Source organism: Bradyrhizobium sp. USDA 3240 (assembly GCF_054063295.1).
The window spans coordinates 3,487,296-3,513,283 of the sequence record NZ_JBSSGD010000002.1 but is presented as its reverse complement, the minus strand read 5'-3'; the positions used below and the strand labels follow the sequence as shown (position 1 = coordinate 3,513,283).

Here is a 25,988-nt window from a genome sequence, read left to right as displayed (position 1 = left end):
TGGGCGAGACATGAACCGACGGGAAGAAAGCCGCCGCGATGGCCATTGACGATACGCCGCATTCGATTTTCTCGCCCTGGCCCGACCGCTTGCGCCATTCCGCGCTGATCCTGCTTGCCGCAGCGCTGGCGCTGAGCGTCGTGGTCGCGCTCGGCGAGTTGTCGCTGGTGCGCGCCTGCGCGGTGTTCGTCTGCATCGCGGCCGCGGCGCTGGTGCCCTGGCGGCTGCATGATGCCGGCACCTCGCGCGAGGATGTCCGCCACGGCAATCCGGTCGAGGCGACCGCCGTCAGCGCGGTCGTCGCCGGCATGCCGGACCCGGCCGTGCTGCTCGATCGCGCGGGTCGCGTCATCCATCTCAACACCGCCGCGGCGCAGCTGGCGCCGGCGCTGCGCAAGAACGAGCTGGCGCAATTTGCCCTGCGTTCGCCGGAGATTATCACCGCATTGCGCGAGGCGATCGCGACCACCGAGCCGCGCCGCGCCACCTACTCCGACCACGTTCCGGTCGATCGCTGGATGGAACTGGTGATCACGCCGGTGCCGGTGCCGACCCAGTTCGGCGGCACCGAGAAATGCATGCTGATGACGTTCCACGATCTGACTCCGCTGCGCCGGGTCGAGGAGATGCGCGCCGATTTCGTCGCCAATGCCAGCCATGAGCTGCGCACGCCGCTCGCCGCGTTGTCCGGCTTCATCGACACGCTGCAGGGGCCGGCGCGCGAAGACGCGCGGGCGCGCGAGCGCTTCCTCGGCATCATGCACACCCAGGCCACCCGCATGGCGCGGCTGATCGACGACCTGCTGTCGCTGTCGCGGGTTGAACTGTCGGCCCATGTGCGGCCCGAGGCGTCGATCGATATCGTGCCGATCATCCGCCAGGTGGCCGACGGGCTCGAGGCGCTGGCCAGCGAGCGCCAGGTCGAGATCGATGTCGACCTGCCACTGACCCCGGTCACGATCGCCGGCGACCGCGAGGAACTGCTCCGCCTGTTCGAGAACCTGATCGAGAACGCCCTCAAATACGGCGCCTCGGGCGGCCGCGTCATAGTGTCGCTCAATCAGGCCGTTTCGGGCGCATCGGGCGAGGGGATCCCCGAAATCCGTGTCATGGTACGGGATTTCGGTCCCGGCATCGCCCCGGAGCACCTGCCGCGGCTGACCGAGCGGTTCTACCGGGTGGACGTCGGCGACAGCCGCAACCAGGGTGGAACCGGTCTCGGATTATCGCTGGTGAAACATATTCTTAACCGTCATCGCGGGCGTCTCTTGATCGAGAGCGTGCCGAAGAATGGCGCGACTTTTACCGCCTGTTTTCCTCGGCCGAAGACCCCGTTACCGACACAAAGTTAAGCGTTTTCAGCCGCTTAGAGCTGTCATCGAACTGTCATCCAACCTTCGTAAAAGCAGCACCGACCGCTCCTAGATGGACCGGCGTGAGCGCTATCGGGCGCATGCGGCGCTTCGCTCACAAATGGAGACGACCCCATGAATTTCATCAAAGCAATCGTCGCTGCCGGCATGATCGCCGCTTCGACGTCGGCCTTCGCTGCCGATATTACCGGCGCGGGCGCGACGTTTCCGTTCCCGATCTATTCGAAGTGGGCTGATGCCTACAAAAAGGACACCGGCAATGGCCTGAACTATCAGTCGATCGGTTCCGGCGCCGGCATCAAGCAGATCCAGGCCAAGACCGTGACTTTCGGCGCCACCGACGCGCCGCTCAAGGCCGAGCAGCTCGAGAAGGACGGCCTCGTCCAGTGGCCGATGGTGATGGGCGCGATCGTTCCGGTCGTGAACGTCGAAGGCATCAAGTCGGGCGATCTCGTGCTCTCCGGCGAAGTGCTCGGCGACATCTATCTCGGCAAGATCACCAAGTGGAATGACGCGGCGATCGCCAAGCTCAATCCGAAGCTGACCCTGCCGGCCGACGCGATCACCGTCGTGCGCCGTTCGGACGGTTCGGGCACCACCTTCAACTTCACCGACTACCTCTCCAAGTCGAACGCCGACTGGAAGTCCAAGGTCGGTTCCGGCACCGCGGTCGAGTGGCCGGTCGGCGTCGGCGCCAAGGGCAACGAAGGCGTTGCCGGCAACATCAGCCAGACCAAGAACGCGATCGGCTATGTCGAATACGCCTATGCCAAGCAGAACAAGCTGACCTACACCGCGCTGGTCAACAAGGCCGGCAAGACCGTGCAGCCGACCATCGCCGCCTTCCAGGCTGCTGCGTCGAATGCCGACTGGGCCAAGGCTCCCGGCTACTACGTGATCCTGACCGACCAGCCGGGCGAAGCCTCCTGGCCGATCACCGCGGCGACCTTCATCCTGATGCACAAGGACTCGACCGACAAGGCGTCCTCGCAGGAAGCGATCAAGTTCTTCAAGTACGCCTTCGAGAAGGGTGGCAAGGCGGCCGAAGAGCTCGACTACATCCCGATGCCGGAATCGGTCGTCAAGCTGATCGAGAAGACCTGGTCCTCGGACATCAAGAGCTAAGTCCGACGTTTCGAAAACGGCCTGTGCCGCCTCCCAAGGGCGGCACAGGTCGACCGATTGAGACCCGGGCTCCATCAACGCGGCAAGAAACGCGGGGCGGGGCCGGGGGTCGCGCCCGGGTGGCGCAAGCCGGAACGACGCCTGGCCAAATGCGTCAGTGAAGATCGCTTCGGGGCGTAGCGGTTTGCGTAGCTTTCACATAGTAATGAGGGGATTGGCGTGGCAGACATGGCTGTTCAGAGCGATGTGATGGAAGCCGCGGGACCTTACGATCGCGCCAAGGCCCTCAGCGCCTTCAAGCTCGGTGATCTCGCGTTCTATTGGATCACCCGGATCTCGGCGATTTCGGTTCTGTTGATCCTCGGCGGCATCATCCTGTCGCTGATCGCCGGCGCCTGGCCGGCGATGAAGGAATACGGCTTCGCCTTCCTCTGGACGCAGCGCTGGGCGCCCTCGGCCGATCCGCCGGTGCTCGGCGCGCTCGGCCCGATCTACGGCACGTTGATCACGTCCGTCATCGCGATGATGATCGCCATTCCGGTCGGCATCGGCATCGCCGTGTTCCTCACTGAACTCTGCCCGCAAATGCTGCGCCGTCCGATCGGCATCGCCATCGAGCTGCTCGCCGGCATCCCCTCGATCATCTACGGCATGTGGGGCTTCTTCGTGCTGGGCCCGTTCCTGGCCAACACGTTCCAGCCTTTCATGATCAGGATCTTCGAGGGCGTCCCGGTGCTGGGCGCGGTGTTCGCAGGGCCACCGTCCTATCTCAGCCTGTTCAACGCCGCGCTGATCCTCGCGATCATGGTGCTGCCCTTCATCACCGCGATCTCGGTCGACGTGTTCAAGACCGTGCCGCCGGTCCTGAAGGAAGCCGCCTACGGCATCGGCTGCACCACCTGGGAAGTCGTCCGCAACGTCGTGATCCCCTACACCCGCGTCGGGGTGATCGGCGGCATCATGCTGGCGCTCGGCCGCGCACTCGGCGAGACCATGGCGGTGACCTTCATCATCGGCAACTCGTTCCGCATCTCGTCGTCGATCTTCGCGCCGGGCACCACGATCTCGGCGGCGATCGCCAGCGAATTCGCCGAGAGCGACGGCTTGCACCAGTCCGGCCTGATCCTGCTCGGCCTCTTGCTGTTCGTGCTGACCTTCTTCGTGCTCGCCGGCGCCCGGTTGATGCTGATGCGGCTTGAAAAGAAGGCGGGGAAATAGCGCCATGAACCCGATCTACAAATCCCGCCGCCGCAACGACATCGTCATTCGCGCACTCTGTGTCGGCGCGGCGCTGTTCGGCGTCACCTGGCTGGCGCTGATCCTGTTCACGCTGCTTTACAACGGCCTTGCCGGCCTCAGCGTGCAGCTGTTCACCCAGAACACGCCGCCGCCCGGTTCGACCGACGGCGGCCTTCTCAACGCCATCGTCGGCTCGGTCATCATGACCGTGATCGGCGTCGGCATCGGCGCGCCGCTCGGCCTGTTCGCCGGCACCTACCTCGCCGAATACGGCAAGCACGACAAGCTCACCTCGGTGATCCGCTTCATCAACGACATCCTGCTCAGCGCGCCCTCGATCATCATAGGCCTGTTTATCTATGGTGCGGTGGTGATGCCGATGCGCGGCTTCTCGGCGATTGCGGGTGCGCTCGCGCTCGCCGTGATCGTGATCCCGGTCGTGGTGCGCACCACCGAGGACATGCTGCTGCTGGTGCCCAATCCGCTGCGCGAGGCGGCCTCCGCGCTCGGCCTGCCGCGTTCGCTGGTGATCAAGCGGATCGCTTATCGTGCTGCGCGTAGCGGCTTGATCACCGGCGTGCTGCTGGCGACCGCCCGCGTTGCCGGTGAAACCGCGCCGCTGCTGTTCACCGCGCTGTCGAACCAGTTCTTCAGCTGGGATTTGACCAAGACGATGGCCAACCTGCCGGTGACCATCAACAACTTCGTGCAGAGCCCCTACGCCTACTGGAAAGAGCTGGCGTGGAGCGGTGCGCTGCTCATCACCTTCACTGTGCTCGCGCTGAATATCGGCGCGCGTATCCTTGGTGCCGAAAGGGCCACAAAATGACCGAGCTTTCCGTCTCCACGACCGTCGCGAGCCACGTTCCCCAGGTTCCGCTGCCGGAAGCGCCGCCGAAAGTCACGGTGCGCAACCTCAACTTCTATTACGGCGAGCACCACGCGCTGAAGAACATCAACCTGACGCTCGGCACCAACCGCGTCACGGCGTTCATCGGCCCGTCGGGCTGCGGCAAGTCGACCCTGCTGCGGATCTTCAACCGGATGTACGACCTTTATCCGGGCCAGCGCGCGGTCGGCCAGCTGATGCTGGACCAGACCAATATTCTCGATCCCAAGCTCGACCTCAATTTGCTGCGCGCGCGGGTCGGTATGGTTTTCCAGAAGCCGACGCCGTTCCCGATGACGATCTACGAGAACATCGCCTTCGGCATCCGCCTCTACGAGAAGATCTCGAAGTCCGAGATGGACGATCGGGTCGAGAAGGCGCTGCGCGGCGGCGCGCTGTGGAACGAGGTCAAGGACAAGCTGAACGCCTCCGGCCTGTCGCTCTCCGGCGGCCAGCAGCAGCGCCTGTGCATCGCGCGCACCGTGGCGGTGCGGCCCGAGGTGATCCTGTTCGACGAGCCGTGCTCGGCGCTCGATCCGATCTCGACCGCCAAGGTCGAGGAGCTGATCCAGGAACTCTCAGAGGACTACACGATCGCGATCGTCACCCACAATATGCAGCAGGCGGCGCGCGTCTCCGACAAGACCGCCTTCATGTATCTCGGCGAGCTGATCGAGTTCGACGACACCAACAAGATATTCACCTCGCCGAGCGATCGACGGACTCAGGATTACATCACCGGCCGGTTCGGCTGAGGAGATACAAGATGGCTTCTGAACATACCGCCAAGGCATTCGACAGCGACCTGCAGGAGTTGACTCGCCTGGTCGCCGAGATGGGCGGCCTCGTCGAGCGGATGATCACCGAGTCGGTCGACGCGCTGATCCGTCGCGACGTCGCGCTCGGCAAGCGCGTGGTCGCCGCCGACATCGAAATCGACAATCTGCAACGCGTCATCGAAGAGCGCGCGGTGCTGACGATCGCCCGCCGCCAGCCGATGGCAATCGACCTGCGCGAAATCGTCAGCGCGATGCGCGTCGCCACCGACCTCGAGCGGATCGGCGACCTCGCCAAGAACATGGGCAAGCGCGTCGCGGCGCTGGAGAGCGATTTCCAGCCGCTGAAGCTGATCCGCGGCCTGGAGCACATGACCGACCTCGTGCTGTCGCAGGTCAAGTCGGTGCTCGACGCCTATGCCGCGCACGATCTGCCGGCGGCGATGAACGTCTGGAAGGGCGACGAGGAGGTCGATGCGATCTGCACCTCGCTGTTCCGCGAGCTCTTGACCTACATGATGGAGGATCCGCGCAACATCTCGTTCTGTATCCATCTGATGTTCTGCGCCAAGAACATCGAGCGGATCGGCGATCACGCCACCAACATCGCCGAGACGGTGTTCTACATGATCGAGGGCCAGCAGATCACCGACAAGCGCCCGAAGGGCGACATGACCAACTTTGCCACCACGGTGCCGGGTACCTAGGACATGATCCGCAGGCGCGGAGCCGGATTGTCTTCACGACAAGTCGTTTCCGCGGGGGTTGTGCTCAGGAAAGTAAGCGTTTCGGTTTGCGTCTGGGCAACGGATCATCACAGAGAGAGAACTTAAACCGATGAGCGCACGCATTCTGGTAGTCGAAGACGAGGAAGCGCTGACGACACTGTTGCGCTACAACCTCGATGCGGAAGGCTACGATGTCGAGACGGTGGGGCGCGGCGACGATGCCGACACCCGCCTGAAGGAGCGCGTTCCCGACCTCGTGGTACTGGACTGGATGCTGCCGGGCCTGTCCGGCATCGAGCTGTGCCGCCGCCTGCGGGCGCGGCCCGAGACCAAGCAGCTTCCGATCATCATGCTGACCGCGCGCGGCGAGGAGAGCGAGCGCGTGCGCGGGCTTGCCACCGGCGCCGACGACTACATCGTCAAGCCGTTCTCGGTGCCGGAACTGCTGGCGCGGGTGAAGGGCCTGCTGCGCCGTGCGAGCCCGGAACGGCTTGCGACCGTGCTGACCTATGGCGACATCGAGCTCGACCGCGAAAAGCGCCGCGTGGCGCGCTCGGGACGTCCGATCGATCTCGGTCCGACCGAGTACCGGCTGCTCGAATTCTTCCTCGAGCATCCCGGCCGCGTGTTCAGCCGCGAACAGCTGCTCGACAGCGTCTGGGGCCGCGACATCTACATCGATGAGCGTACCGTCGACGTGCATATCGGCCGCCTGCGCAAGCTGCTCAATCCGGGCCGCGAGCAGGATCCGATCCGCACCGTGCGCGGTGCCGGCTACGCGCTCGACGACCGCTTCGCGAAGGCCGAGCCGCAGCCGTAAGGCTGTGCAGTGATCATAGACCGCAACACGCCGTCGTCCCGGCGAAAGCCGGGAGGTGGATTCACACTCGAAGTGCAACACTTGATCGGCAAAGGACTCCGCAGGCGTGCGGTAGTCAAGGGATTTGCGTGGGGTGTTGTTGTAGGTGGCGATGAACTGGCGGAATCTGGCGGTCGAGAGGGTTACGAGATCCGTTTTGCGAGGGATGAAGCGGCGCATCCTGCCGATGGCGTTCTCGATACCACCCTTCTGCCAGGGCGCGTGGGGATCGCAGAAGAAGGTCTCGATCGAGAGGCGATGTAGCGCCAGGTGACCGGCAAACTCGGTGCCGTTGTCGAAGGTGACGGTCTGGCGCAGCTCTTGTGGAAGGGCAGCGAAGAAGCGGACGAGATGGCGTGCGACACCGCGCGCAACCTTGCTGGCAAGGCGGATGCCGAGCAGCAGGCGAGAGGTGCGCTCATGCACGGTCAGCACGGCCTGACCGTACTTCGAGAACATCATCAAATCGGCCTCCCAATGCCCGGCGACGCTACGGTCGGCAACCTCAAGGGGCCGATTTGCCAGGGAAACACGGCCTTCGATGAAGCTTGCGGGGCTGCCGCCTCGCTTGCCGCGGAGGCCGCGCTTGCTCTTGGCGCGCGGCAGGTAGCGTCGCCAGTTGAAGTTCGTGGTGCGCCTGAGTTGGCCATAGATGAAGCGGTAGATGGTCTCGTGGGAGATCACCTTGTGCCCGCACTCGCGGGCCAGCCGGCCGGCGATCTGCTCCGGCGACCAACCTCGGCGAAGGCGTTGCAACACCGCGCGGCGCAGGACGGGCTCCCGTTCGAGGCGTCCGCCCGTCCAGCGCCGCGCTCGCATCTGTTGCTGGGCATAATTTGGCTTGTAGCCAGCCTGAACGCTCCGATTACGGCTCAGTTCCCGAGAGATTGTTGATGGCGAGCGATCCAGAGCTGCCGCGATTTGCCGGACCGAGCTGCCATTGGCCGATAGACAGGCAATCTCGCATCGGTCGTCCAGAGAGAGCTGCTTGTAAGTCCGCCCCATGGCAACACCTCCTCAAGGAAGTGTTGCACTTCGTTTGTGAACTCAGGGGACCCATACGCCGCGGCCGTCGCAATCGGCACGCGGCTAGACGGCTTTCTAACAACACCCATTCGTGGTTATGGGTCCCTGTGTCTTGGAAGTCTGTCATGATGGGGTGGGCGGGAAGCCGTTGGGTCCTTGGCGCTTGACGCCGTGAGCCGGCTCGGTCTCCCGCCCGTTCCATCTACAAACCTGAACAGTTGCACGAGGCTGCGCCAACAGACCTCGCATCACAGGGACAGGCACCGTGATCATAGCTCTTCGTTACGTCGGAATCGACATCTCCAAAAAACACCTCGATATCTTTGATGAGGCTGACGGCGTGCCGAGGCGCATTGCCAACGCGACACAGGCCATCACACAGCAGGTGGCGCGTTGGCAATGCGATGCGCTGGTCGTCTTCGAGGCGACGGGTATCTATGACCTCGCGCTTCGCGAGGCGCTACGTCAGGCCGGGATCCAGTTCGCACGGATCAACCCGGCCCGTGCCCGCGACTTTGCACGGGCTAGCGGCCTGCTCGCCAAGACCGATCCGATCGATGCGCGGATGCTGGCAGCCTTTGCGCGGGCCATGCAGCCCGCCCCCGAGCAGGTCGCCGATCCTGCACGCAACGCCTTGGCGAGGCTTGCAAAACGGCGGGATCAGCTGGTCCTGATGCGCGCCCAGGAGAAGAACCGGCGCAGCGAGGCCGACGATCGCGCCATGGCCGAACGCATTGGCCGCCTCATCGAGGTCCTCGACAGCGAGATCGCCGAGATCGAGGCCGACATCAGCGCATTGATTAAAGCCGAAGCGGAGATCGCGGACGATGCGAAGTTAATGCGTTCGCTGCCCGGCGTGGGTCCCGTGGCCTGCATGCAGCTCATCGCGCAGATGCCGGAACTCGGGCGGATCGGACCGAAACAGCTCGCAGCGCTCGCTGGCCTTGCCCCCTTCAACGTCGACAGCGGCGCCTTCCGCGGCAAGCGCAAGATTGCGGGCGGCCGAAAGCGCGTTCGTGACGCCCTTTATATGGCGGCCCTCAACGCAGTCCGCAGAGCTGATCCGTTCAAGGCCTTCTATGCACGACTGCGACAGGCCGGAAAACCAGCCAAACTCGCCCTCATCGCCGTCGCCAGGAAGCTGCTGACGGTCCTCAATGCCATCATGCGAGACCGAAAGCCGTACCTGCAAACCAAACCAACATAACAGTTGCCGGCTTTCGCCGGGACGACGCGGTGGATGTATCCGGGCTACGAGCCACAAAAAAAAATCCCCGCTTTCGCGGGGATTTGTTTTTGCAGTCCAGGCAGTTTCCCGAGTGCTTACTTGATCTGTGGCTTCGCCGACGGCCGGCGGCGATCGCTGGCCGGCTGATAGGCGACGCGCGAGTGGTGCGCGCAATAGGGCAGGCCGCCGAGCGCCTTGCCGCCGCAGAAGAAGAATTCCGGGCTCGAGGGATCGCCGACCGGCCAATGGCAGGTGGCCTCGTTGAGTTCGAGCAGCGACAGCCGCTGGCTCATCGGCACCACATTGTCGAAGGAGATCGGATCGGGCTCCATCTCGACCTCGAAGGCATGCGCAAGGGCGGTGTTGCCGCGCGAGACCGGGCGCGCCACCCGCATCATGTGCTGGGCGGGGCGGGCCTTGCGCTGCCGCGGCGCAGCCGTGGAGGGAGCCTTGGCGCGGCCGGAGAGGCCGAGCCGATGCACTTTGCCGATCACGGCGTTTCGCGTCACATTGCCAAGTTCCGCCGCGATCTGGCTGGCCGAGAGGCCGGATTCCCAGAGCTTCTTCAGCTGCTCGACGCGATCGTCGGACCATGTCAATACAGTCATCACATTCTTCCTTTCGCATGGCGCCGGCCACTCATCGGAGCGGCGCTGCGAGCCAATCTGGACAAATATCCCTGCGGCCAGAATCCCTTAGCCCTCGCCGGGCACGGTGTTGCGCCCGAACGTTTACGCGAGAACGAAGGCTACTTAGAGGGTCCAGTACTGCCGCACGAGATGTCGTACCCGACAGGCCAAACGCTACAATATGGCGTGACTCTGGCGCAAGAGTCCGCGGCCGTGCGTCCACATGTTCCCACAAAGTTAAGCATTGCTATGAGGCTTTTCCACCGCACCGGAATGCTCCGGATTGCGCTGGTTTCGCATTGCAGGAAGGCCGGCAAAGGCCGGCTCCTGGCGATTGACACTGACCGGCCGCCGCATAGAATGACCCGCACGTGCCGCCCGCAAAGGCGGCCGTTTTGTTTTCCGAAGCTGGCGGTTGCTGCGTTGGCGTCAAGGCGCGCAGCAATTGACGGCTTTAAAACGGCAGTGAACGCCATGACCAACGCCTCGTCGCATCTGCTCCCCGTCTTCGCCCGGGTCGATCTCGGCTTCGAGCGCGGCGAGGGCGCCTGGCTGATCGCAACCAACGGCGACCGCTATCTCGATTTCACCTCGGGTGTCGCGGTGAACGCGCTCGGACATGCGCATCCGCATCTGGTCAAGGCGCTGCAGGAGCAGGCGACCAAGCTCTGGCACATGTCGAACCTGTTCAAGAGCCCGGACGGCGAGGTGCTGGCCGCGCGGCTGTGCGAGCAGAGCTTTGCCGACCTGGTGTTCTTCTGCAATTCCGGCGCGGAAGCGATGGAGGGCGTGATCAAGCTGGTCCGCCACTATCACTTCTCCAAGGGCCATCCCGAGCGCTACCGCATCATCACCTTCGAAGGCGCCTTCCACGGCCGCACGCTGGGCACGCTGGCTGCGACCGGCTCGGCGAAATATCTCGAAGGCTTCGGCCCGCCGATGGACGGCTTCGACCAGGTGCCGCACGGCGACATCGAGGCGGTGAAGAAGGCGATCGGTCCCCACACCGCCGGCATCCTGATCGAGCCGGTGCAGGGCGAGGGCGGCGTGCGCTCGGCGCCGCAGGCCTTCTTCAAGGCGTTGCGCGCGCTGTGCGACGAGCACGGCCTGCTGCTCGCCTTCGACGAGGTGCAGACCGGCATGGGCCGCACCGGCGAGCTGTTCGCCTACAAGCGCACCGGTGTCACGCCGGACGTGATGTCGCTGGCCAAGGCGCTCGGCGGCGGTTTCCCGATCGGCGCGGTGCTGGCGACCGCGCAGGCTGCGGCCGGCATGGCGCCGGGCTCGCACGGCTCGACCTTCGGCGGCAATCCGCTCGCGGTCGCCGCCGCCAATGCCGTGCTCGACGTCATGCTCAAGCCCGGCTTCTTCGAGCACGTGCAGAAGATGTCGCTGCTGCTCAAGCAGAAGCTCGCGTCCGCGGTCGACCGCTATCCCGGCGTGCTGTCGGAGGTGCGCGGCGAGGGCCTGTTGATCGGCGTCAAGGCGGTGGTGCCGTCGGGCGATCTGATCGCCGCGCTGCGCAACGAGAAGCTGCTCACCGTCGGCGCCGGCGACAATGTCGTGCGCTTCCTCGCGCCCCTGATCGTCACCGAGGCTGAGATCGACCAGTCGATCGCCTCGCTCGAGCGCGCCTGCGCGACACTATCGGCAGCACAGCCGAAGAAGGCGGCCGGATAATGAGTAAGCCGGTCCGCCACTTCCTCGATATCAACGAGCTGCCGCTCGGCGAGCTGCGCAACATGCTCACTGCCGGCGCCGCCATGAAGGCGAAGCTGAAGGCGCATGAAAAGGGCAGGAAGCCGCTCGAAGGCAAGACGCTGGCGATGATCTTCGAGCGCCCGTCGACCCGCACAAGGGTGTCGTTCGACGTCGGCATGCGCCAGCTCGGCGGTGAATCCATCATGCTGACCGGCGCCGAGATGCAGCTCGGCCGCGGCGAGACCATCGCCGACACCGCGCGCGTGCTGTCGCGCTATGTCGATGCGATCATGATCCGTATCCTCAACCATGACGCGCTGCTCGAGCTCGCCGCTCACGCCACCGTGCCCGTCATCAACGGCCTGACCCGGCGTTCGCATCCCTGCCAGGTGATGGCCGACCTCATGACCTATGAGGAAAATCGCGGCTCGATCGAGGGCAAGACGGTGGCCTGGACCGGCGACGACAACAACGTGCTGGCCTCCTGGGCGCACGCCGCCGAGCGCTTCAAGTTCAACCTCAACATCGCAACGCCGCCCGAGCTCTCGCCGAAGAAGCCGATGCGGGACTGGATCAAGGCCACCGGCGCGCCGATCATGCTCGGCACCGATCCGGAAGCCGCCGTGCGCGGCGCCGACTGCGTCGTCACCGACACCTGGGTGTCGATGGGCGACAAGGAGGGCGAGCACCGCCACAACGTGCTGAAGCCCTATCAGGTCAATGCCAAGTTGATGTCGCTCGCCAAGCCGGACGCGTTGTTCATGCACTGCCTGCCCGCGCATCGCGGCGAGGAGGTCACCGACGAGGTGATCGACGGGCCGCAATCCGTGGTTTTCGACGAGGCGGAAAACCGCCTGCATGCGCAGAAGGGCATTCTGGCCTGGTGTTTTAACGAAGTCGCGTAAGCGTAGGTCGCTAAGGCGTTGTCGTCCCGGCGAAGGCCGGGACCCAGACGCCGCGGCCCGTGAAAGAGGCACAAGGGGAGACGCCTTGTGTCGCGACAAAATCCGGTGGTTATGGGTCCCGGCCTTCGCCGGGACGACGATCTCTCGTTGAGTGAACCCCTTTATTTCATGGTCCGAGACCCCAGATAGAGCGCCATGGTTTCACAATCCCCTGACATCAAAATCGAGCCCGAGACGCCCATTCGCGCGCCCTCGGCGGTTCCTGTCGACGATGCCGTGCTGGCCTTCGAGGTCGGTGCGCTGGACCTGCGCGGCCGGCTAACCCGGCTCGGCCCCGCGCTCGACGAGATCCTGCACAAGCACGATTATCCGCCCGCGGTCGGCAAGCTGCTGGGTGAGGCCATCGTGCTGACCACGCTGCTCGGCTCGTCGGTCAAGTTCGAGGGCCGCTTCATTCTGCAGACCCGGACCGAGGGTCCGGTCTCGCTCCTGATCGTCGATTTCCAGGCGCCCGATCGGCTGCGTGCCTATGCGCGCTACGATGTGGCGCGCCTCAAGGAGGGGCAGAGCTCGGGTGAGTTGCTCGGCAAGGGCCACCTTGCGATGACCATCGATCAGGGCGCCAACACCAGCCGCTACCAGGGCCTGGTCGCGCTCGACGGCGGTGGCCTGGAAGAGGCGGCCCACGAATATTTCCTGCGCTCCGAGCAGATTCCGACGCGGGTGCGGCTCGCGGTCGGTGAGGAGATGCGCGGCGGCGAAGGCGGCAAGCTGCACTGGCGCGCCGGCGGCATCCTGCTGCAATTCCTGCCCAAGGCCCCCGAACGCGCCAAGCAGGCCGATCTGCATCCCGGCGATGCGCCGGAGGGCACCGCCACGCACAGCGTGCCGGACGACGACGCCTGGGTCGAGGGACAGTCGCTGATCTCCACCGTCGAGGACGTCGAGCTGATCGATCCCGATCTCTCCGGCGAGCGGCTGTTGTACCGCCTGTTCCACGAACGCGGCGTGCGCGTCTTCAACCCGCAAACGCTGCGCGCGCAATGCTCCTGCTCACGCGATGCGGTGTCGTCGATGCTGAAGAGCTTTGCGCCGAACGATCGCGCCGAGATGGTCAAGGACGGCAAGGTGGTCGTGACCTGCGAGTTCTGCTCGTCGGTGTATGAATTCACGCCGCAGGAAGCCGGCGTGGAGTAGGCGGAAAGCCGACCACGAGGCCCGGTAACCAGGCCTGTCAGCTCAGCAAGGTGCGGGCCTTGCTGGCGGCGTCATAGATTTCGATCTGAAGCATCGGATAAGCCGCCTTCAATTGTCGGCCAGAGGTTTCAGCAGCCTCGGCGCTGTCGAACTCCGACTTGAATTGCTTGTCGACGATAATCACGAAACCTTCGGTCGGAGGCCGGTCGGCGCGCAACGGCTTCTTCAATTCGGGTTCGTCAATGGAGAGCAGGGATTTCTTCGTCATGGGAATTCCTCCTGGATCGATCTCAACTCAACCGGTGAAACGCGGGCGGCAGGGTCTCGCGCACGAGCCCGCTCAGATTCAAGGTCTCCCCGCTATCGGTGATGTCCGAGAACAGTACCTCGACATAGGGATGCTGCCGGTTGAACGCAGCACCGCGTTGGTATTTCGCACTGACGATGCGCTCGATCGCCGCCAGGTTCAGCCTGCCGAGTGCGTTGTATTGATCGCGGAACAGGCTTTGATGTCCGCCGCGGTGCTCGACAGACTCGGCCCAGACGTCCATCACCTTGCGGCCGATGAATGCCTCGACCCGTTCATTTCCATCACGGGCGAGAAGTCGCAGCCCGTCCATGCTGTGCTGTCCGTCATCGACGTCAAATTGGGTAAGTGACATGGTGAATCTCCTGTTGTCGTCGTTGGTTCACATCGGCAGTCCGTCGGGGACTGCACCTCCTTCATTGTCCCATCGCGACAAAGCCGCAGCGCCCGATCTCGCGTCCTGACGCGCCTCCAGAAGCTTGTCGCGACCGGCATCATCCTTGTGCTTGTGCAGGAAGCGCGCGATCTGCCCGCGGAGCGCCGACGTCTCCAACAGTTTTCCGACTGATCCGGCGGTGTCGAAGATTTCCCGCTGCAGCGCCTTCGGCAGGACGTTCCATTGCATGATGATGGCCGCGCCGAGACACCGCAGAACGTACTCCTCTTCGGCGGCGAGGGCGGCGCCGCGAGAGCGGTCCTGCTCCGCAACGTTTACTGCGTTGTCGAAATTGTCCGCCAGTCCTTGCTCGTTGTCCGCGAGCGAAGCGAGACGGTCTTGCTGCTCTCGAAACTTGCGGCTTTCGCCCTGACTGCTCGAACGCTTGATCAGTTCGCCGTATTCGGCTGCCTTGGCGCGATACTGCTGCGATTTGAACATGGCGGGCCCTTTCCTTGGAGGTCTCCGCGCATTCCGACCAATCTCGATGCTGACGAGGATTGACTTGTATATGGGAGGCGAAGGGTCGAATAACGAGCACCAAGGCCACAAATCATCGGGCACAAGCAAATCGGATGGCGCGCGCGAATATCTGCACCGCGACAACGTTCACCGCGGTCGCCTGTTCCTGAAGCACGGTTGAAAGCAACGTCGAAGCCATCGCTTGGCGAGAGGCGACCGGAGGCTACGCCCCAGTGGCATCGGAAGAATGGCGGCCTCAGTCGGCCCCGTACTGGGCTTTCTCCTCAAGATCGGCAGTTAGCTCGGCCTTCGCAGGCCGGGAGATGTCAGCCAATCATTGATGTGCGAGGCGGTTTCGACCAGCCGCGCCTTGCGAAGCATCGCGTCGCGCTGAAGGCCGGACGGGAATGGCTTCGCAGCATCCCCTATCCTCACGGCCTCCAACGCCGGAAGATCATGCGGCGGCGGTTCAGGCTGGCTGTGTTGAGCAATCGGCACATAGCTCTCCTGGTCACTGGCGGGAGCTTGCAGCACTCTCAGTCACTGGTATCGGCCAGAGGCGGAGCAGTGGTAACCGCAGTAGATACTCCTTACGTCCGGTAGTCGACTCAATTCGCAATCGAGGGCGATATCCAGACATTGGCGCGAGTTCGGGACGTCGGCTGTGCGCTTCACGAAGTAAGAGAAGCCAATGGTACGTCGAATGTGTACACGAAACCGATCGGCTCATAGCTTAGCCGCACGTCGCCGCGCAGCTGCCTGCCGAGCGTCTCGACCAACCGTGTCCCGAAGCTGCGCCGTTCCGGAGGGTGGACTGCCGGACCGTTCTTCTCGCTCCATGTCAGATGCAAGCGCTGTGTTGGTTGATCCAGCGTCCAACTGATGTCGATCCGCCCCTGTGGGACGGACAGGGCGCCGAACTTCGTGGTGTTCGTGCAGAGCTCGTTGAGCGTCATTGCGATGGCGACGACGGCGCCCGACGTCATGCGAATACCGGGTCCTGAAATCGAGAATTTCGGCTCGTCCGGATTGTTGAAGGCTTCGGTGGCGCCGCGGACGACCGTGCCGAGATCCGCGCTGCTCCATCTTGCCTGCAGAAGGAGATCGTGTGCCCGCCCGAGCGCCAGCAACCGGCCCGCGATGGCGTGCTGGGCATGTTCGACCCCGTCCAGGTTGCTCAGGCTCTGGGAGACAATGGCACCGACGGTTGCGATCGTGTTCTTGATGCGGTGGTGCAGTTCCTCGAGGATCACCCTCTGCAGCTTGTCAGCCGCTTCGCGCTCCTTGGCGTCAAGGCCGGCTGCGGTCAGCAAACTCTGGGCATCGATCGCGGCCTGCGCGAGGAGAAGTCGAAGGCTGACATTCTCTTCCGCTACAACGTCCTGCTGCGGTGCCAAGCTGCTTGCAGCACCCGGGTCTGTGCGGAGGTCGGCTGGAGACATAATCGACCGTATCATCATAAGCTGGCTCTTCGGCAGAATGTTTTCCGCGCAATTGGGCGAATCTGGACGTATCCGGCACGAAAACGCGAGCGATTGCCCCGATCCGTGCCGAGTGGGCTTGTCATTCGACCGCGGAGTAGCCACCTGAACAGCAGCGCAACTGTATTGTTACAGCATCCCCTTTGCGGAAGCTCGAAGCCTTAGCTGCCAAATCTTGTAACCGATCGGCCAAACGTCACGTCGCTTCAATGCGCGCGTTACGGATCACGACAAGCTGTGGAACAACCTGATAGGCCCCACCCATGATCGAATTTCCAAATCATAGTCGTTCATACGACCAAACGCGTCGCGCCGTGCGGTTTTGGGGATATGACAGTGCTATTGAGGCATCGTTCTTCGTCACCGAAGGCGCATTGAAGCGACTTCAATCGGATGCCTACCTCGACGAGCCGGGCCTTCTCCACGCCTTCGATGCCAACCGCGATCGGATATGCGCCGCTGCGGCCAGGGTCTATGTCCGCGGAAGCAGGGGATCATACGATCTGGTCGCCGCGAATTTCTGAAGCCGGCGGCTTGATGGTCACGCGCGACAATTTGGCAGATTGAGCGCGTTAGCCGCACACCACCCTTGCAAGCGATCAAAAGGAGGATGGCATGGATACGAGCTTCCTACAGACTTTCCTGGCGTGCGGAGCAATCTTCGTGCTCTCGTTCGTTGCGATCGGGGCTTTCTGGCTCCTGGAGCGCATGCGTGGCGCCAGTGCCCCTCACTTGTGAAGCTGGGGCAGGCTTCCGGTGGATCCAGTCCACGCCGTTTGAGATGCCTCCAAAAAGAAAAGCCGCGGATTGCTCCGCGGCCGCTCTGACGCCTTTCCGGTTTCCTCAGTAGCGGTCGGTCCCGATTCCGATGCTCACGCCTGGAGCGCGGAATCCGATGCCATCACGCTCTTCATAGCCACGGCGCTCGATGTAGCGCTCGCGAGGCGCGTATCCGTATGAATCACCGGGCTCGCGGACGATGACGCGGCGTTCGCCACGTGCGCGCCAGCAACGGCCGGCTTCATCGCAAACCATGCGAACGTTCTGGATGTTGCTCTCCGGCCCGACCGATGCGCCGAGTGAAGGCGGTGCGGCGAAAGCCGTGCTTGTGGCAGTCATGACAAGGGCACTTGCGCCGGCTGCCAAATAGATCGCGAGATTCTTCATATGATTTCTCCAAAAGTGCTTGTGTCAGGGGGCCAAGAGTCTCGCGAGCCATTGGTTCCTGGCGCCGGCCGGTCGATTGCATTGATCGCGGGCGGTCAAGCCGCCCCAAGCGCAACTGGTCGTTGAAATGATGACGACCTGAGGCCGGCCGTGCGCGTCCGTCCGTCGGGCAAAATCAGGAAACCCCTAAACCATTTCCATTATTCAGAAATTTGATGGCCGCATCCCCGGTGACTACTTGGGGCGCGGCGGCACCGACGGCGCGGCTAATTCAGCACCCTTTTCCCGTCCGGGCTCGGGCTGTCCAGCGAGAAGGTCGGCACGTCGATGTCGAAGCGCTCGCCGGCTTCGGTGACCATCTGGTAGCTGCCGGTCATGAAGCCGGAGGCGGTCGGCAGCGGTACGCCGGAGGTGTATTCGAAGCGCTCGCCGGGCGCGAGCACCGGCTGCTCGCCGACCACGCCCTCGCCACGCACCTCCTGGCGGCGGCCGGTGGCGTCGGTGATGATCCAGTGCCGCGTCCGCAGCTGCACCGTTTCCGGGCCCGAATTGACGATCACGATCTTGTACGACCAGAAATATTCGCGCCGGTCGATCGACGAGCGCTCCGGCATGAAGTTCGGCTCGACGGTGACTTCGATCTGGCGGGTAACGGCACGGTACATACGGCTCAATCCGATGATCTCGGCGCAAAATCCGCTTTCGGCCGGATCACGCGCAAACAGGCGCCCATCATAGCCAATTGGTCAGCCGGAACCAATCGCCGGGCGGGCCGTGAAAAGCCGGTCCCGGAGGCTGCCTGTTCATCGTGGTTTCAACATAGTTCCGCTCTAAAGCGCGGCCGCATGTCGCCGCACTCTGTGCTTTGTCGGCAAGTTGTGGACCGATATTATCTTTTCAGCTGGGCATGCGGGGCGTCCGCGGCCGACACGGTGCTTGATGAGCTCGATTGCCGATCCCATAGCCGGTTCGCCGGCGGCCGACGCCAAAGCCGAGGCAAAGGCTGATGCCGAGGTGAAGGCGAAAGCTGCGGCGCCCGCGATCACGCTGCCGGTGACCGGCGAGCGCGAGCTCAGGCTCGATCTGTTCCGCGGGCTCGCGCTGTGGCTGATCTTCATCGATCATCTGCCGACCAATCTTCTGACCTGGCTCACGATCCGCAACTACGGCTTCTCCGACGCCACCGAGATCTTCATCTTCATCTCCGGCTACACCGCGGCCTTCGTCTATGGCCGCGCGATGCTGGAGGGCGGCTTCGTGATCGCGACCGCGCGCATCCTGCGCCGGGTCTGGCAGATCTATGTCGCGCATGTCTTCCTGTTCACGATCTTCCTCGCCGAGATCTCCTATGTCGCGACCTCGTTCGAGAACCCGCTCTACACTGAAGAAATGGGGATCATGGACTTCCTGAAGCAGCCCGACGTCACCATCGTACAGGCGCTGCTGCTGCGCTTCCGCCCCGTTAACATGGACGTGCTGCCGCTCTATATCGTGCTGATGCTGTTCCTGCCGCTGATCCTGTGGCTGATGAAGTGGAAGCCCGATGTCACGCTCGGCCTGTCCGTTCTGCTCTACGCGCTGACCTGGCAGTTCGATCTTTACCTGTCGGCCTATCCGAACGGCTTCTGGGCGTTCAACCCGTTCGCCTGGCAATTGCTGTTCGTGTTCGGCGCCTGGTGCGCGCTCGGCGGCGCGCGGCGGATGTCGCGCATCCTGTCGTCGAACATCACGATGTGGATCTGCATCGCTTATCTCGTCGCCGCGTTCTTCGTGACGCTGACCTGGTACGTGCCGCAGCTCGGCCACATCATGCCGAAGGTGATCGAGCAATGGATGTATCCGATCAACAAGACCGACCTGGACGTGTTGCGGTTCGCGCATTTCCTGGCGCTCGCAGCCCTCACCGTGCGCTTCCTGCCGCGGGACTGGCCGGGCCTGAAATCGCCCTGGCTGCGACCTTTGATCCTGTGTGGCCAGCATTCGCTTGAGATATTCTGTCTCGGGGTCTTCCTCGCCTTCGCCGGTCACTTCGTGCTTGCCGAAGTGTCTGGCGGTGCCGCACTGCACGCCTTGATCAGCGTCTTCGGCATCCTCATCATGTGCGGCATGGCGTGGATTATTTCGTGGTACAAGCACTCCGCCGACAAAGGCGCCTCGAAAAAAGGCGCCGCCGGCAACGCCGATCTGGCGGGAGGGGGAGCATGAAGTCCGCGCGGACGATGCTGGGCCTGATGCTGCTGGCCGCCTGTTTGGCGGCCGTGCCCGCGCGCGCCGGCGACGCCGCCGAGCCGGCTCCGCCGTGCGATGTGCCGGCCTATCTGCTGGCAAGCGAGAGTTCGCTGCCGAAGGTCACCGACGCGGTGAAGGCCAACAAGCCGCTCAACGTGCTGGTGGTGGGCAGCCGCTCCTCGACCATCCCCGGCAACGAGGCGAGCGCCTATCCGGCCACGCTGCAGGCGGCGCTGAAGGAGGCATTTCCGGCAGCGACCATCGATTTATCCGTAGAATTACAGGCAAAGAGCACCGCCGAGGAGACCGCGGGAACCCTTGTTAAGCTTGTCGAAGCAAAAAAGCCTACTTTGGTTATTTGGCAGACCGGGACGGTCGATGCTATGCGAGCAGTCGATCCTGACGATTTCCGCACCGCCATCAACGACGGCGTTGTTGCGTTGCGGGGCGCCGGGACCGACGTGGTGCTGGTCAATCTGCAATACAGCCCGCGTACGGAAACGATGATCTCTGCGCCGCCATATCTCGACAATATCAAGGTGGTGGCGCAGCAGCACGACGTTCCGCTGTTCGACCGGTTCGCGATTATGAAGCAGTGGAGCGACGCCGGATATTTTGACCTGTTCAGCACCTCGCATGGTGTCGACCTGGCCAAGAAGGTTCATGCCTGTCTCGGCCGCGCACTGGCGAAATTCGTGATCGATGCGGCCCATCTGGGCCCGGTGCAGCAGAATTAGAGGAAGCCGAGTTGATGCGTTTTGCCTTCCCTTTTCGCCCAATCTCAGGGCGGAGTCTGTGCGCCGTTGCGGCGCTCGTGCTGCTCGCACCGCTCTCAATCGTGCCGTTGTGTGCGCAGACCGGCCAGGCTGACCAGCATGCGGCGCTGTCGCCGGGAGCAAAGACTGAAGCCGGCAGGGGCGATGCTGCGAAGCCCGCCGCGATCGAAGCCGATGCGGTCAATCCGCAACCGGGCGTCGCCGCCAAGGCGTTCGACAAGGTGAAGCAGGTCGCGAAATCCGCCAGCGACATCTTCCACCGCGTGCCCTGTCATCAGCCGACCGGCGTGCCGAACTCGACCGGCTCGCTGCCGCATGTCGCGGCCAAGCTCGCCGCCGGCAAGCCGGTCGTCATCATCGCGTTCGGTTCGTCCTCGACCCAGGGCTACGGTTCGTCGGCGCCGGAATTCACCTATCCGAGCCGGCTTGCCGCGCAGCTGCGCCGGCAGTATCCGTCCGCCGACATCAGCGTGCTCAATCGCGGCAAGGGCGGCGAGGATGCACCCGAGATGATGAAGCGGCTGCAGACCGAAGTGCTCGACGTCCATCCCGACATGGTGATCTGGCAGGTCGGCACCAACGCGGTGCTGCGCAACCTCGATCCGACCGAGACCGCCAAGCAGGTCGAGGACGGCGTGGCGCGGTTGCAGGCGTCCGGTGCCGATGTCGTGCTGGTCGATCCGCAATATTCGCCGCGCGTCACCGAGCGCCCCGAGAGCGCGCGCGGCATGGTGAAGCTGCTCGGCCGCATCGCTGCGCTGCGCCATGTCGGCATCTTCCCGCGCTTCGAGGTGATGCGCGACTGGCACGAGAAACAGGCGATCCCGATCGACGATTTCGTCATCGCCGACGGCCTGCACATGAACGACTGGGGCTACGCCTGCTTCGCCCAGTTGCTCGGCGACGACATCATCCGCTCGGTCGGCGCGATCAAGATCGGCGTCAACGTCCCCGGCGACGTCAGGACCTACCGGCCGATGTGATCGGGTCTAATCTGTCTCCGTCACCCTGAGGAGGCCGCGTAGCGGCCGTCTCGAAGGGGCGACGGCCCGACTGAGGCCGTGCATCCTTCGAGACGCGCTTCGCGCTCCTCCAGCGACAAAGGCGAAGCCTTTGCGCGGGGATGACGGGATTGATACCGTGGCGGGGGTTTGCTTCGACCATCCCGCCACACGCACCAGCAATCTTGACCTCGCCGCGGTAATCCGCTCCCTTGGCGCCTGTTACGACGCCTAAAGGGAAACGCTCATGTCTTTCGTGCTGGCCATCGATCAGGGCACCACATCGTCGCGCGCGATGGTGTTTCGCAGCGACATCTCCATCGCCGCGGTCGCGCAGCAGGAGTTTCCGCAGCATTTTCCGGCCTCCGGCTGGGTCGAGCACGAGCCGGAGGACATCTGGACCTCGACCGTGATGGTGTGCCGCGAGGCGCTGGAGAAGGCCGGGCTGAAGGCGAAGGACATCGCTGCGATCGGCATCACCAACCAGCGCGAGACCACCGTGGTGTGGGACCGTGCCACCGGCCAGGCCGTGCATCGCGCGATCGTCTGGCAGGACCGCCGCACCGCCGACATCTGCGCCAAACTCAAGGCCGAGGGCCATGAGCCGGCGATCTCGGCCAAAACGGGATTGATCATCGATCCCTATTTCTCAGGCACCAAAGTCGCCTGGATCCTCGATCACGTGCCGGGCGCGCGTGAGCGCGCCGAACGCGGCGAGCTGCTATTCGGCACTGTCGACTGCTATCTGCTGTGGCGGCTCACCGGCGGCCGCGTGCATGCGACCGACGCCACCAACGCCTCGCGCACGCTGCTGTTCAACATCCATACCGGGGCGTGGGACGACGACCTCGTCAACCTCTTGCGCGTGCCGCGCTCGATGCTCCCCGAGGTGAAGGATTCCTCCGCCCGGTTCGGCGAGAGCACCGCGGATCTGTTCGGCGGCCCGATCGCGATCTCCGGCATCGCCGGCGACCAGCAGGCCGCGACCATCGGCCAGGCCTGCTTCGAGCCCGGCATGATGAAGTCGACCTACGGCACCGGCTGCTTCGCGCTGCTCAACACCGGCACCACGCCGGTCGCCTCGAAGAACAAGCTGCTGACGACGATCGCCTATCAGCTCAATGGCCAGCGTACCTACGCGCTCGAAGGCTCGATCTTCGTCGCCGGCAGCGCGGTGCAATGGCTGCGCGACGGGCTCGGCATCATCAAGCATGCCGCCGAGACCGGGCCGCTCGCCGATAAATCCGACTCGATGCAGAGCGTCTATCTGGTGCCGGCCTTCGTCGGCATGGGCGCACCCTACTGGAATCCGCGTGTCCGCGGCGCGTTGATCGGGCTGACCCGCAACACCGGCCCGGCCGAGATCGCGCATGCAACGCTGGAGAGCGTCTGCTACCAGACCTTCGACCTGTGGGCCGCGATGCGCACCGACTGGCCGGAGGCGAACGCCGCCAACACCGTGCTGCGCGTCGACGGCGGCATGACCGCATCCGACTGGACCATGCAGCGGCTCGCCGATCTGCTCAACGCGCCGGTCGATCGCCCGATGATCCAGGAGACCACGGCGTTAGGGGCGGCCTATCTCGCCGGCCTCGAGGCCGGCGTTTATCCGGAGCCCGCGAAATTCGCTGACAATTGGCGGCTCGAACACCGCTTCAGGCCGGCGATGAGCGAAGCCACGCGCGACCGCAAGCTCGCCGGCTGGGCCCGCGCGGTGAAGGGCGTGCTGGCGAGCGACGAGGGGGGAGTAGTGAATTCGCGCGGCAGCCTCGCTGCACCTCCCCCGCCTGCGGGGGAGGTCGCTGCGCTCGAAGAGCGTAGCGGGTGGGGGCTTTCACCGCATAATGGCTAGTCCTATCGCGGCGACACCCCACCCCAACACTCCCCCGCAAGCGGGAGAGGGGGCGCAGTGCCGCTGCGGCTGGAGACGTCTCATAACCAATAACAACCATCGGGAGAAACAACATGAACACGGATCTCAACCGCGTCGCGAGACTATTCACCGCCGCGCTCTGCACTGCGTGGCTCGCCGCGCCCGCCGTGGCGCGCGAGAAGGCGAGCCCGCTCGTCGCGGCGCGCGAGGTCAAGACCGGCGTCGCCGGGCTGACGGCGCCGGGCCAGATCCTGGTCGACGTCTGGGGCATCCCGCACATCTATGCCGGCAACGAGCACGACCTGTTCTTCCTGCAGGGCTTCAACGCCGCGCGCGACCGGCTCTGGCAGATCGATCTCTGGCGCAAGCGCGGCCTCGGCCTCCTGGCGAAGGATTTCGGCCCCGCCTATGCCGAGCAGGACAAGGCGCTGCGTCAGTTCCTCTATCGCGGCGACATGAATGCGGAATGGGCCGCCTATGGTCCGAAAGCGAAAACCTATGCGGAGGCTTTCATCGCCGGCGTCAACGCCTATGTCGCGGATGTCAAAGCGGGCAAGCGGCCGCTGCCGATCGAGTTCAGGATCGCGGGCACGATGCCGGACCTGTGGTCGGCGGAGGATGTGGTGCGGGTCCGCAGCCATGGTCTCACGCGCAACGTCGCCTCCGAAGTGAAGCGGGCGCTAGTCGCCTGCGCCGCCGGCCTCGATGCCGATCGCTTCCGCGTCAAGCTCGAACCCACCTGGACCACCAAGATCCCCGATGGGCTCGATCCCTGCAGCGTGCCGAAGGGCGTGCTCGCGGCCTACGACCTCGCCACGCGCCCGGTGAAGTTCGCCGCGCCGAAGGACCAGAAGGCCGCGCTGGCGCATGATCCCGACACATACTTGGCCGAGGCCGATCAGCAGCGCGACACCATCGGCTCCAACAATTGGGTGATCGCGGCATCGCGCACCGCGACCGGACGGCCGATTCTCGCCAACGATCCGCATCGCGAGCACTCGGTGCCGTCGCTGCGCTACATCGTCGGCCTCAACGCGCCCGGCATCTCCGTGATCGGCGCCGGCGAACCGGCACTGCCGGGCATCTCGATCGGCCACAACGACACCATCGCGTTTGGCCTCACCATCTTCAACGTCGACCAGGAAGACCTCTACGTCTACGAGCTCAACCCTGATAATCCGAACCAGTACCGCTACGGCACGGGCTGGGAGGACATGCGCATCGTCCACGAGAAGGAGGCGGTGAAGGGTGAGACCGACCGTGACCTCGAGCTGAAGTTCACCCGCCACGGCCCGGTGATCTATGTCGACGCCGACAAGAGGCACGCCTTCGCCGTGCGCTCGATCTGGTTCGAGCCGGGTACCTCGGCCTATTTCGGCTCGTCCGACTACATGACCGCGAAGTCGTGGAACGGCTTCCTCGGCGCGATGCGGCGCTGGGGCGCGCCGTCGGAGAACCAGGTCTATGCCGACACTAGCGGCAATATCGGCTGGGTTGCCGCCGGCAAGGCGCCGCGCCGCACCAGCTTCGACGGCCTGATGCCGGTGCCCGGCGATGGCCGCTACGAGTGGCAGGGCTTTCTGTCGCTCGATGAGCTGCCGAAGCAGTACCAGCCGAAGCAGGGCTTCATCGCTACCGCCAACCAGATGAACCTGCCGGCGGATTATCCGGTCAACGAACGCAGGGTCGGCTTCGAATGGTCCGACAGCGCGCGCTGGCAGCGCATCACCGAGGTGCTGCAGGCCAACAGCAAGGTGACGCTCGCGGACGCGATGGCGTTGCAGAACGACGACACCGGCATGCTGGCGCGGCGCCTCGTCGCGCTGCTGAAGCCGCTGTCGTCAGACGATGCCGATGTGAAGAAGGGCCTCGAACTGTTGAAGGCGTGGGATGCGCGCGACGCTGAGGACAGCGCGGCAGCCGCGGTCTACGAGGTCTGGATCGCGAACCATCTCGGCCCGGTACTGCTCAAGACCACGGCGCCGAAGGCGGCCGAGCTGATCGCGCCGGAAGCCTCAAGCATCTCCGCCATCGTCGACTATCTCGAAAAACCCGACGCCGCGCTCGGCAGCGATCCCGCCGGCGGACGTGACCGCGTGCTGCGCGACAGCCTCGGCGAGGCCGTTGCCGACGTCGCCGGCAAGCTCGGGGGCGATGCGTCGACGTGGCGCTGGGGCCGCCTGCATGTCGCCAAGTTCGATCACGCGCTGATGCCGCTCGCCGACAAGGCGACCGCGGCGCAGATGACAGTCGGCCCGCTCGCCTATGGCGGCGCTGCCAACGTGCCGCGTGCGGCCACCTATCGCCGCTCCGACTATCATCTCACCGCGGGCGCCTCGTTCCGCATGGTGCTCGATGTCGGCAACTGGGATGCGAGCCGCACCATCAACACGCCCGGCCAATCCGGCGATCCCTTCAGCGGCCACTACCGCGACCTCGCGCCGCTCTGGGCCACCGGCCAATATGTCCCGCTGCTCTACAGCCGTGGCGCCGTGGAAGCCGCAACCGCCGAGGCGATCTCGCTGACGCCGAGGTGACGGCGCTGGGGCCAAAGTAAGCAAGGCGGCGGCCCAAAACTCTA

23 protein-coding genes and 2 pseudogenes are annotated in these 25,988 nt (G+C 64.3%); 17 read left to right on the top strand and 8 right to left on the bottom strand.

Going from position 1 to position 25,988, the window contains the following annotated elements:
- Nucleotides 1–38: 38 nt before the first annotated feature.
- The 7 genes from ACVIGA_RS17350 (at nt 39) to phoB (ending at nt 6,950) form a co-directional block, all read left to right on the top strand.
- On the top strand, nt 39–1,352 hold the full coding sequence (locus ACVIGA_RS17350; RefSeq protein WP_456667302.1) for an ATP-binding protein: 1,314 nt from the start codon (nt 39–41) through the stop codon (nt 1,350–1,352).
- Nucleotides 1,353–1,487: 135 nt separating this feature from the next.
- Entirely contained in the window at nt 1,488–2,498 is a 1,011-nt protein-coding gene (gene pstS / locus ACVIGA_RS17345) for a phosphate ABC transporter substrate-binding protein PstS (protein WP_456667301.1), read from the top strand.
- Nucleotides 2,499–2,726: 228 nt separating this feature from the next.
- Nucleotides 2,727–3,716, top strand: coding sequence for a phosphate ABC transporter permease subunit PstC (pstC, locus tag ACVIGA_RS17340; RefSeq protein WP_456667300.1), 990 nt, complete (start codon nt 2,727–2,729; stop codon nt 3,714–3,716).
- 4 nt (nt 3,717–3,720) lie between these two features.
- Nucleotides 3,721–4,566 (top strand): phosphate ABC transporter permease PstA, encoded by an 846-nt coding sequence (gene pstA / locus ACVIGA_RS17335; RefSeq protein WP_456667299.1) that lies wholly within the window; start codon nt 3,721–3,723, stop codon nt 4,564–4,566.
- Nucleotides 4,563–5,381, top strand: coding sequence for a phosphate ABC transporter ATP-binding protein PstB (gene pstB, locus ACVIGA_RS17330; protein WP_029079896.1), 819 nt, complete (start codon nt 4,563–4,565; stop codon nt 5,379–5,381). The genes pstA and pstB overlap by 4 nt, the downstream gene beginning before the upstream one ends.
- A gap of 11 nt (nt 5,382–5,392) precedes the next feature.
- On the top strand, nt 5,393–6,109 hold the full coding sequence (gene phoU / locus ACVIGA_RS17325) for a phosphate signaling complex protein PhoU (RefSeq protein ID WP_050403109.1): 717 nt from the start codon (nt 5,393–5,395) through the stop codon (nt 6,107–6,109).
- Between the two features lie 130 nt (nt 6,110–6,239).
- Entirely contained in the window at nt 6,240–6,950 is a 711-nt protein-coding gene (gene phoB / locus ACVIGA_RS17320) for a phosphate regulon transcriptional regulator PhoB (RefSeq protein ID WP_016844067.1), read from the top strand.
- Nucleotides 6,951–7,004: 54 nt separating this feature from the next.
- On the opposite strand, the pseudogene ACVIGA_RS17315 reads toward phoB, so the two are convergent.
- Nucleotides 7,005–7,994: pseudogene (locus tag ACVIGA_RS17315) on the bottom strand (IS30 family transposase); the annotation flags it as partial.
- Between the two features lie 286 nt (nt 7,995–8,280).
- On the opposite strand from ACVIGA_RS17315, the gene ACVIGA_RS17310 reads away from it, so the two are divergent.
- The gene (locus ACVIGA_RS17310; protein WP_456665701.1) at nt 8,281–9,222 is read left to right on the top strand and encodes an IS110 family transposase; all 942 of its coding nucleotides are present in this window, start codon (nt 8,281–8,283) and stop codon (nt 9,220–9,222) included.
- A gap of 116 nt (nt 9,223–9,338) precedes the next feature.
- On the opposite strand, the gene ACVIGA_RS17305 is transcribed toward ACVIGA_RS17310, so the two are convergent.
- Nucleotides 9,339–9,851, bottom strand: coding sequence for a GcrA family cell cycle regulator (locus ACVIGA_RS17305; protein WP_456667298.1), 513 nt, complete (start codon nt 9,849–9,851; stop codon nt 9,339–9,341).
- 495 nt (nt 9,852–10,346) lie between these two features.
- Here ACVIGA_RS17305 and ACVIGA_RS17300 point away from each other — a divergent pair, with 495 nt between their 5' ends.
- The 3 genes from ACVIGA_RS17300 to ACVIGA_RS17290 all read left to right on the top strand — a co-directional run bounded on the left by ACVIGA_RS17300 (nt 10,347) and on the right by ACVIGA_RS17290 (nt 13,675).
- Complete coding sequence (locus ACVIGA_RS17300) at nt 10,347–11,552, top strand: aspartate aminotransferase family protein (protein WP_223974425.1); 1,206 nt, start codon at nt 10,347–10,349, stop codon at nt 11,550–11,552.
- The gene (gene argF / locus ACVIGA_RS17295) at nt 11,552–12,478 is read left to right on the top strand and encodes an ornithine carbamoyltransferase (RefSeq protein WP_223974423.1); all 927 of its coding nucleotides are present in this window, start codon (nt 11,552–11,554) and stop codon (nt 12,476–12,478) included. The genes ACVIGA_RS17300 and argF overlap by 1 nt, the downstream gene beginning before the upstream one ends.
- Nucleotides 12,479–12,673: 195 nt before the next feature.
- Nucleotides 12,674–13,675: an Hsp33 family molecular chaperone gene (locus ACVIGA_RS17290; protein ID WP_456667297.1), complete on the top strand. Its 1,002-nt coding sequence runs from the start codon at nt 12,674–12,676 to the stop codon at nt 13,673–13,675.
- Nucleotides 13,676–13,712: 37 nt separating this feature from the next.
- Here the strand turns inward: ACVIGA_RS17290 and ACVIGA_RS17285 are convergent, their stop codons facing one another.
- The 4 genes from ACVIGA_RS17285 to ACVIGA_RS17270 form a co-directional block, all read right to left on the bottom strand.
- Entirely contained in the window at nt 13,713–13,943 is a 231-nt protein-coding gene (locus ACVIGA_RS17285; protein WP_456667296.1) for a hypothetical protein, read from the bottom strand.
- A 22-nt stretch (nt 13,944–13,965) separates the two neighbouring features.
- Nucleotides 13,966–14,337 carry a signal transduction histidine kinase gene (locus ACVIGA_RS17280; RefSeq protein WP_212317160.1) on the bottom strand — a complete coding sequence of 124 codons (372 nt, stop codon included), beginning with the start codon at nt 14,335–14,337 and terminating at the stop codon, nt 13,966–13,968.
- 27 nt (nt 14,338–14,364) lie between these two features.
- A complete protein-coding gene (locus ACVIGA_RS17275) occupies nt 14,365–14,982 on the bottom strand; it encodes a hypothetical protein (protein WP_456667295.1) in 618 nt (205 codons plus the stop codon).
- 569 nt (nt 14,983–15,551) lie between these two features.
- Complete coding sequence (locus tag ACVIGA_RS17270; RefSeq protein ID WP_456667294.1) at nt 15,552–16,322, bottom strand: sensor histidine kinase; 771 nt, start codon at nt 16,320–16,322, stop codon at nt 15,552–15,554.
- Nucleotides 16,323–16,624: 302 nt separating this feature from the next.
- Between ACVIGA_RS17270 and ACVIGA_RS17265 the strand changes: the two genes are divergently transcribed.
- The gene (locus tag ACVIGA_RS17265; RefSeq protein WP_092123059.1) at nt 16,625–16,885 is read left to right on the top strand and encodes a DUF1488 family protein; all 261 of its coding nucleotides are present in this window, start codon (nt 16,625–16,627) and stop codon (nt 16,883–16,885) included.
- A 319-nt stretch (nt 16,886–17,204) separates the two neighbouring features.
- On the opposite strand, the gene ACVIGA_RS17260 is transcribed toward ACVIGA_RS17265, so the two are convergent.
- Nucleotides 17,205–17,528, bottom strand: coding sequence for a hypothetical protein (locus ACVIGA_RS17260; RefSeq protein ID WP_456667293.1), 324 nt, complete (start codon nt 17,526–17,528; stop codon nt 17,205–17,207).
- A gap of 266 nt (nt 17,529–17,794) precedes the next feature.
- Complete coding sequence (apaG, locus tag ACVIGA_RS17255) at nt 17,795–18,193, bottom strand: Co2+/Mg2+ efflux protein ApaG (protein WP_092123063.1); 399 nt, start codon at nt 18,191–18,193, stop codon at nt 17,795–17,797.
- Between the two features lie 274 nt (nt 18,194–18,467).
- Between apaG and ACVIGA_RS17250 the strand changes: the two genes are divergently transcribed.
- The 5 genes and pseudogenes from ACVIGA_RS17250 (at nt 18,468) to ACVIGA_RS17230 (ending at nt 25,944) form a co-directional block, all read left to right on the top strand.
- Nucleotides 18,468–19,733, top strand: a complete 1,266-nt coding sequence (locus ACVIGA_RS17250) for an OpgC domain-containing protein (protein ID WP_223974411.1) — start codon at nt 18,468–18,470, stop codon at nt 19,731–19,733.
- Nucleotides 19,730–20,494, top strand: coding sequence for an SGNH/GDSL hydrolase family protein (locus ACVIGA_RS17245; protein ID WP_456667292.1), 765 nt, complete (start codon nt 19,730–19,732; stop codon nt 20,492–20,494). The genes ACVIGA_RS17250 and ACVIGA_RS17245 overlap by 4 nt, the downstream gene beginning before the upstream one ends.
- Nucleotides 20,495–20,571: 77 nt before the next feature.
- A complete protein-coding gene (locus ACVIGA_RS17240) occupies nt 20,572–21,516 on the top strand; it encodes an SGNH/GDSL hydrolase family protein (RefSeq protein WP_456667291.1) in 945 nt (314 codons plus the stop codon).
- A 265-nt stretch (nt 21,517–21,781) separates the two neighbouring features.
- Nucleotides 21,782–23,278, top strand: a pseudogene (gene glpK, locus ACVIGA_RS17235) (glycerol kinase GlpK); the annotation flags it as partial.
- A 221-nt stretch (nt 23,279–23,499) separates the two neighbouring features.
- Nucleotides 23,500–25,944: a penicillin acylase family protein gene (locus ACVIGA_RS17230; protein ID WP_456667290.1), complete on the top strand. Its 2,445-nt coding sequence runs from the start codon at nt 23,500–23,502 to the stop codon at nt 25,942–25,944.
- Nucleotides 25,945–25,988: the final 44 nt, after the last annotated feature.

What these genes read in the sequence shown, in the direction of transcription:
- ACVIGA_RS17350 (WP_456667302.1), top strand. Translation starts at nt 39, where the DNA reads ATGGCCATTGACGATACGCCGCATTCGATTTTCTCGCCCTGGCCCGAC.
- pstS (WP_456667301.1), top strand. Translation starts at nt 1,488, where the DNA reads ATGAATTTCATCAAAGCAATCGTCGCTGCCGGCATGATCGCCGCTTCG.
- pstC (WP_456667300.1), top strand. Translation starts at nt 2,727, where the DNA reads ATGGCTGTTCAGAGCGATGTGATGGAAGCCGCGGGACCTTACGATCGC.
- pstA (WP_456667299.1), top strand. Translation starts at nt 3,721, where the DNA reads ATGAACCCGATCTACAAATCCCGCCGCCGCAACGACATCGTCATTCGC.
- pstB (WP_029079896.1), top strand. Translation starts at nt 4,563, where the DNA reads ATGACCGAGCTTTCCGTCTCCACGACCGTCGCGAGCCACGTTCCCCAG.
- phoU (WP_050403109.1), top strand. Translation starts at nt 5,393, where the DNA reads ATGGCTTCTGAACATACCGCCAAGGCATTCGACAGCGACCTGCAGGAG.
- phoB (WP_016844067.1), top strand. Translation starts at nt 6,240, where the DNA reads ATGAGCGCACGCATTCTGGTAGTCGAAGACGAGGAAGCGCTGACGACA.
- ACVIGA_RS17305 (WP_456667298.1), bottom strand. Translation starts at nt 9,851, where the DNA reads ATGACTGTATTGACATGGTCCGACGATCGCGTCGAGCAGCTGAAGAAG.
- ACVIGA_RS17300 (WP_223974425.1), top strand. Translation starts at nt 10,347, where the DNA reads ATGACCAACGCCTCGTCGCATCTGCTCCCCGTCTTCGCCCGGGTCGAT.
- argF (WP_223974423.1), top strand. Translation starts at nt 11,552, where the DNA reads ATGAGTAAGCCGGTCCGCCACTTCCTCGATATCAACGAGCTGCCGCTC.
- ACVIGA_RS17290 (WP_456667297.1), top strand. Translation starts at nt 12,674, where the DNA reads ATGGTTTCACAATCCCCTGACATCAAAATCGAGCCCGAGACGCCCATT.
- ACVIGA_RS17285 (WP_456667296.1), bottom strand. Translation starts at nt 13,943, where the DNA reads ATGACGAAGAAATCCCTGCTCTCCATTGACGAACCCGAATTGAAGAAG.
- ACVIGA_RS17280 (WP_212317160.1), bottom strand. Translation starts at nt 14,337, where the DNA reads ATGTCACTTACCCAATTTGACGTCGATGACGGACAGCACAGCATGGAC.
- ACVIGA_RS17270 (WP_456667294.1), bottom strand. Translation starts at nt 16,322, where the DNA reads ATGTCTCCAGCCGACCTCCGCACAGACCCGGGTGCTGCAAGCAGCTTG.
- ACVIGA_RS17265 (WP_092123059.1), top strand. Translation starts at nt 16,625, where the DNA reads ATGATCGAATTTCCAAATCATAGTCGTTCATACGACCAAACGCGTCGC.
- ACVIGA_RS17260 (WP_456667293.1), bottom strand. Translation starts at nt 17,528, where the DNA reads ATGAAGAATCTCGCGATCTATTTGGCAGCCGGCGCAAGTGCCCTTGTC.
- apaG (WP_092123063.1), bottom strand. Translation starts at nt 18,193, where the DNA reads ATGTACCGTGCCGTTACCCGCCAGATCGAAGTCACCGTCGAGCCGAAC.
- ACVIGA_RS17250 (WP_223974411.1), top strand. Translation starts at nt 18,468, where the DNA reads ATGAGCTCGATTGCCGATCCCATAGCCGGTTCGCCGGCGGCCGACGCC.
- ACVIGA_RS17245 (WP_456667292.1), top strand. Translation starts at nt 19,730, where the DNA reads ATGAAGTCCGCGCGGACGATGCTGGGCCTGATGCTGCTGGCCGCCTGT.
- ACVIGA_RS17230 (WP_456667290.1), top strand. Translation starts at nt 23,500, where the DNA reads ATGAACACGGATCTCAACCGCGTCGCGAGACTATTCACCGCCGCGCTC.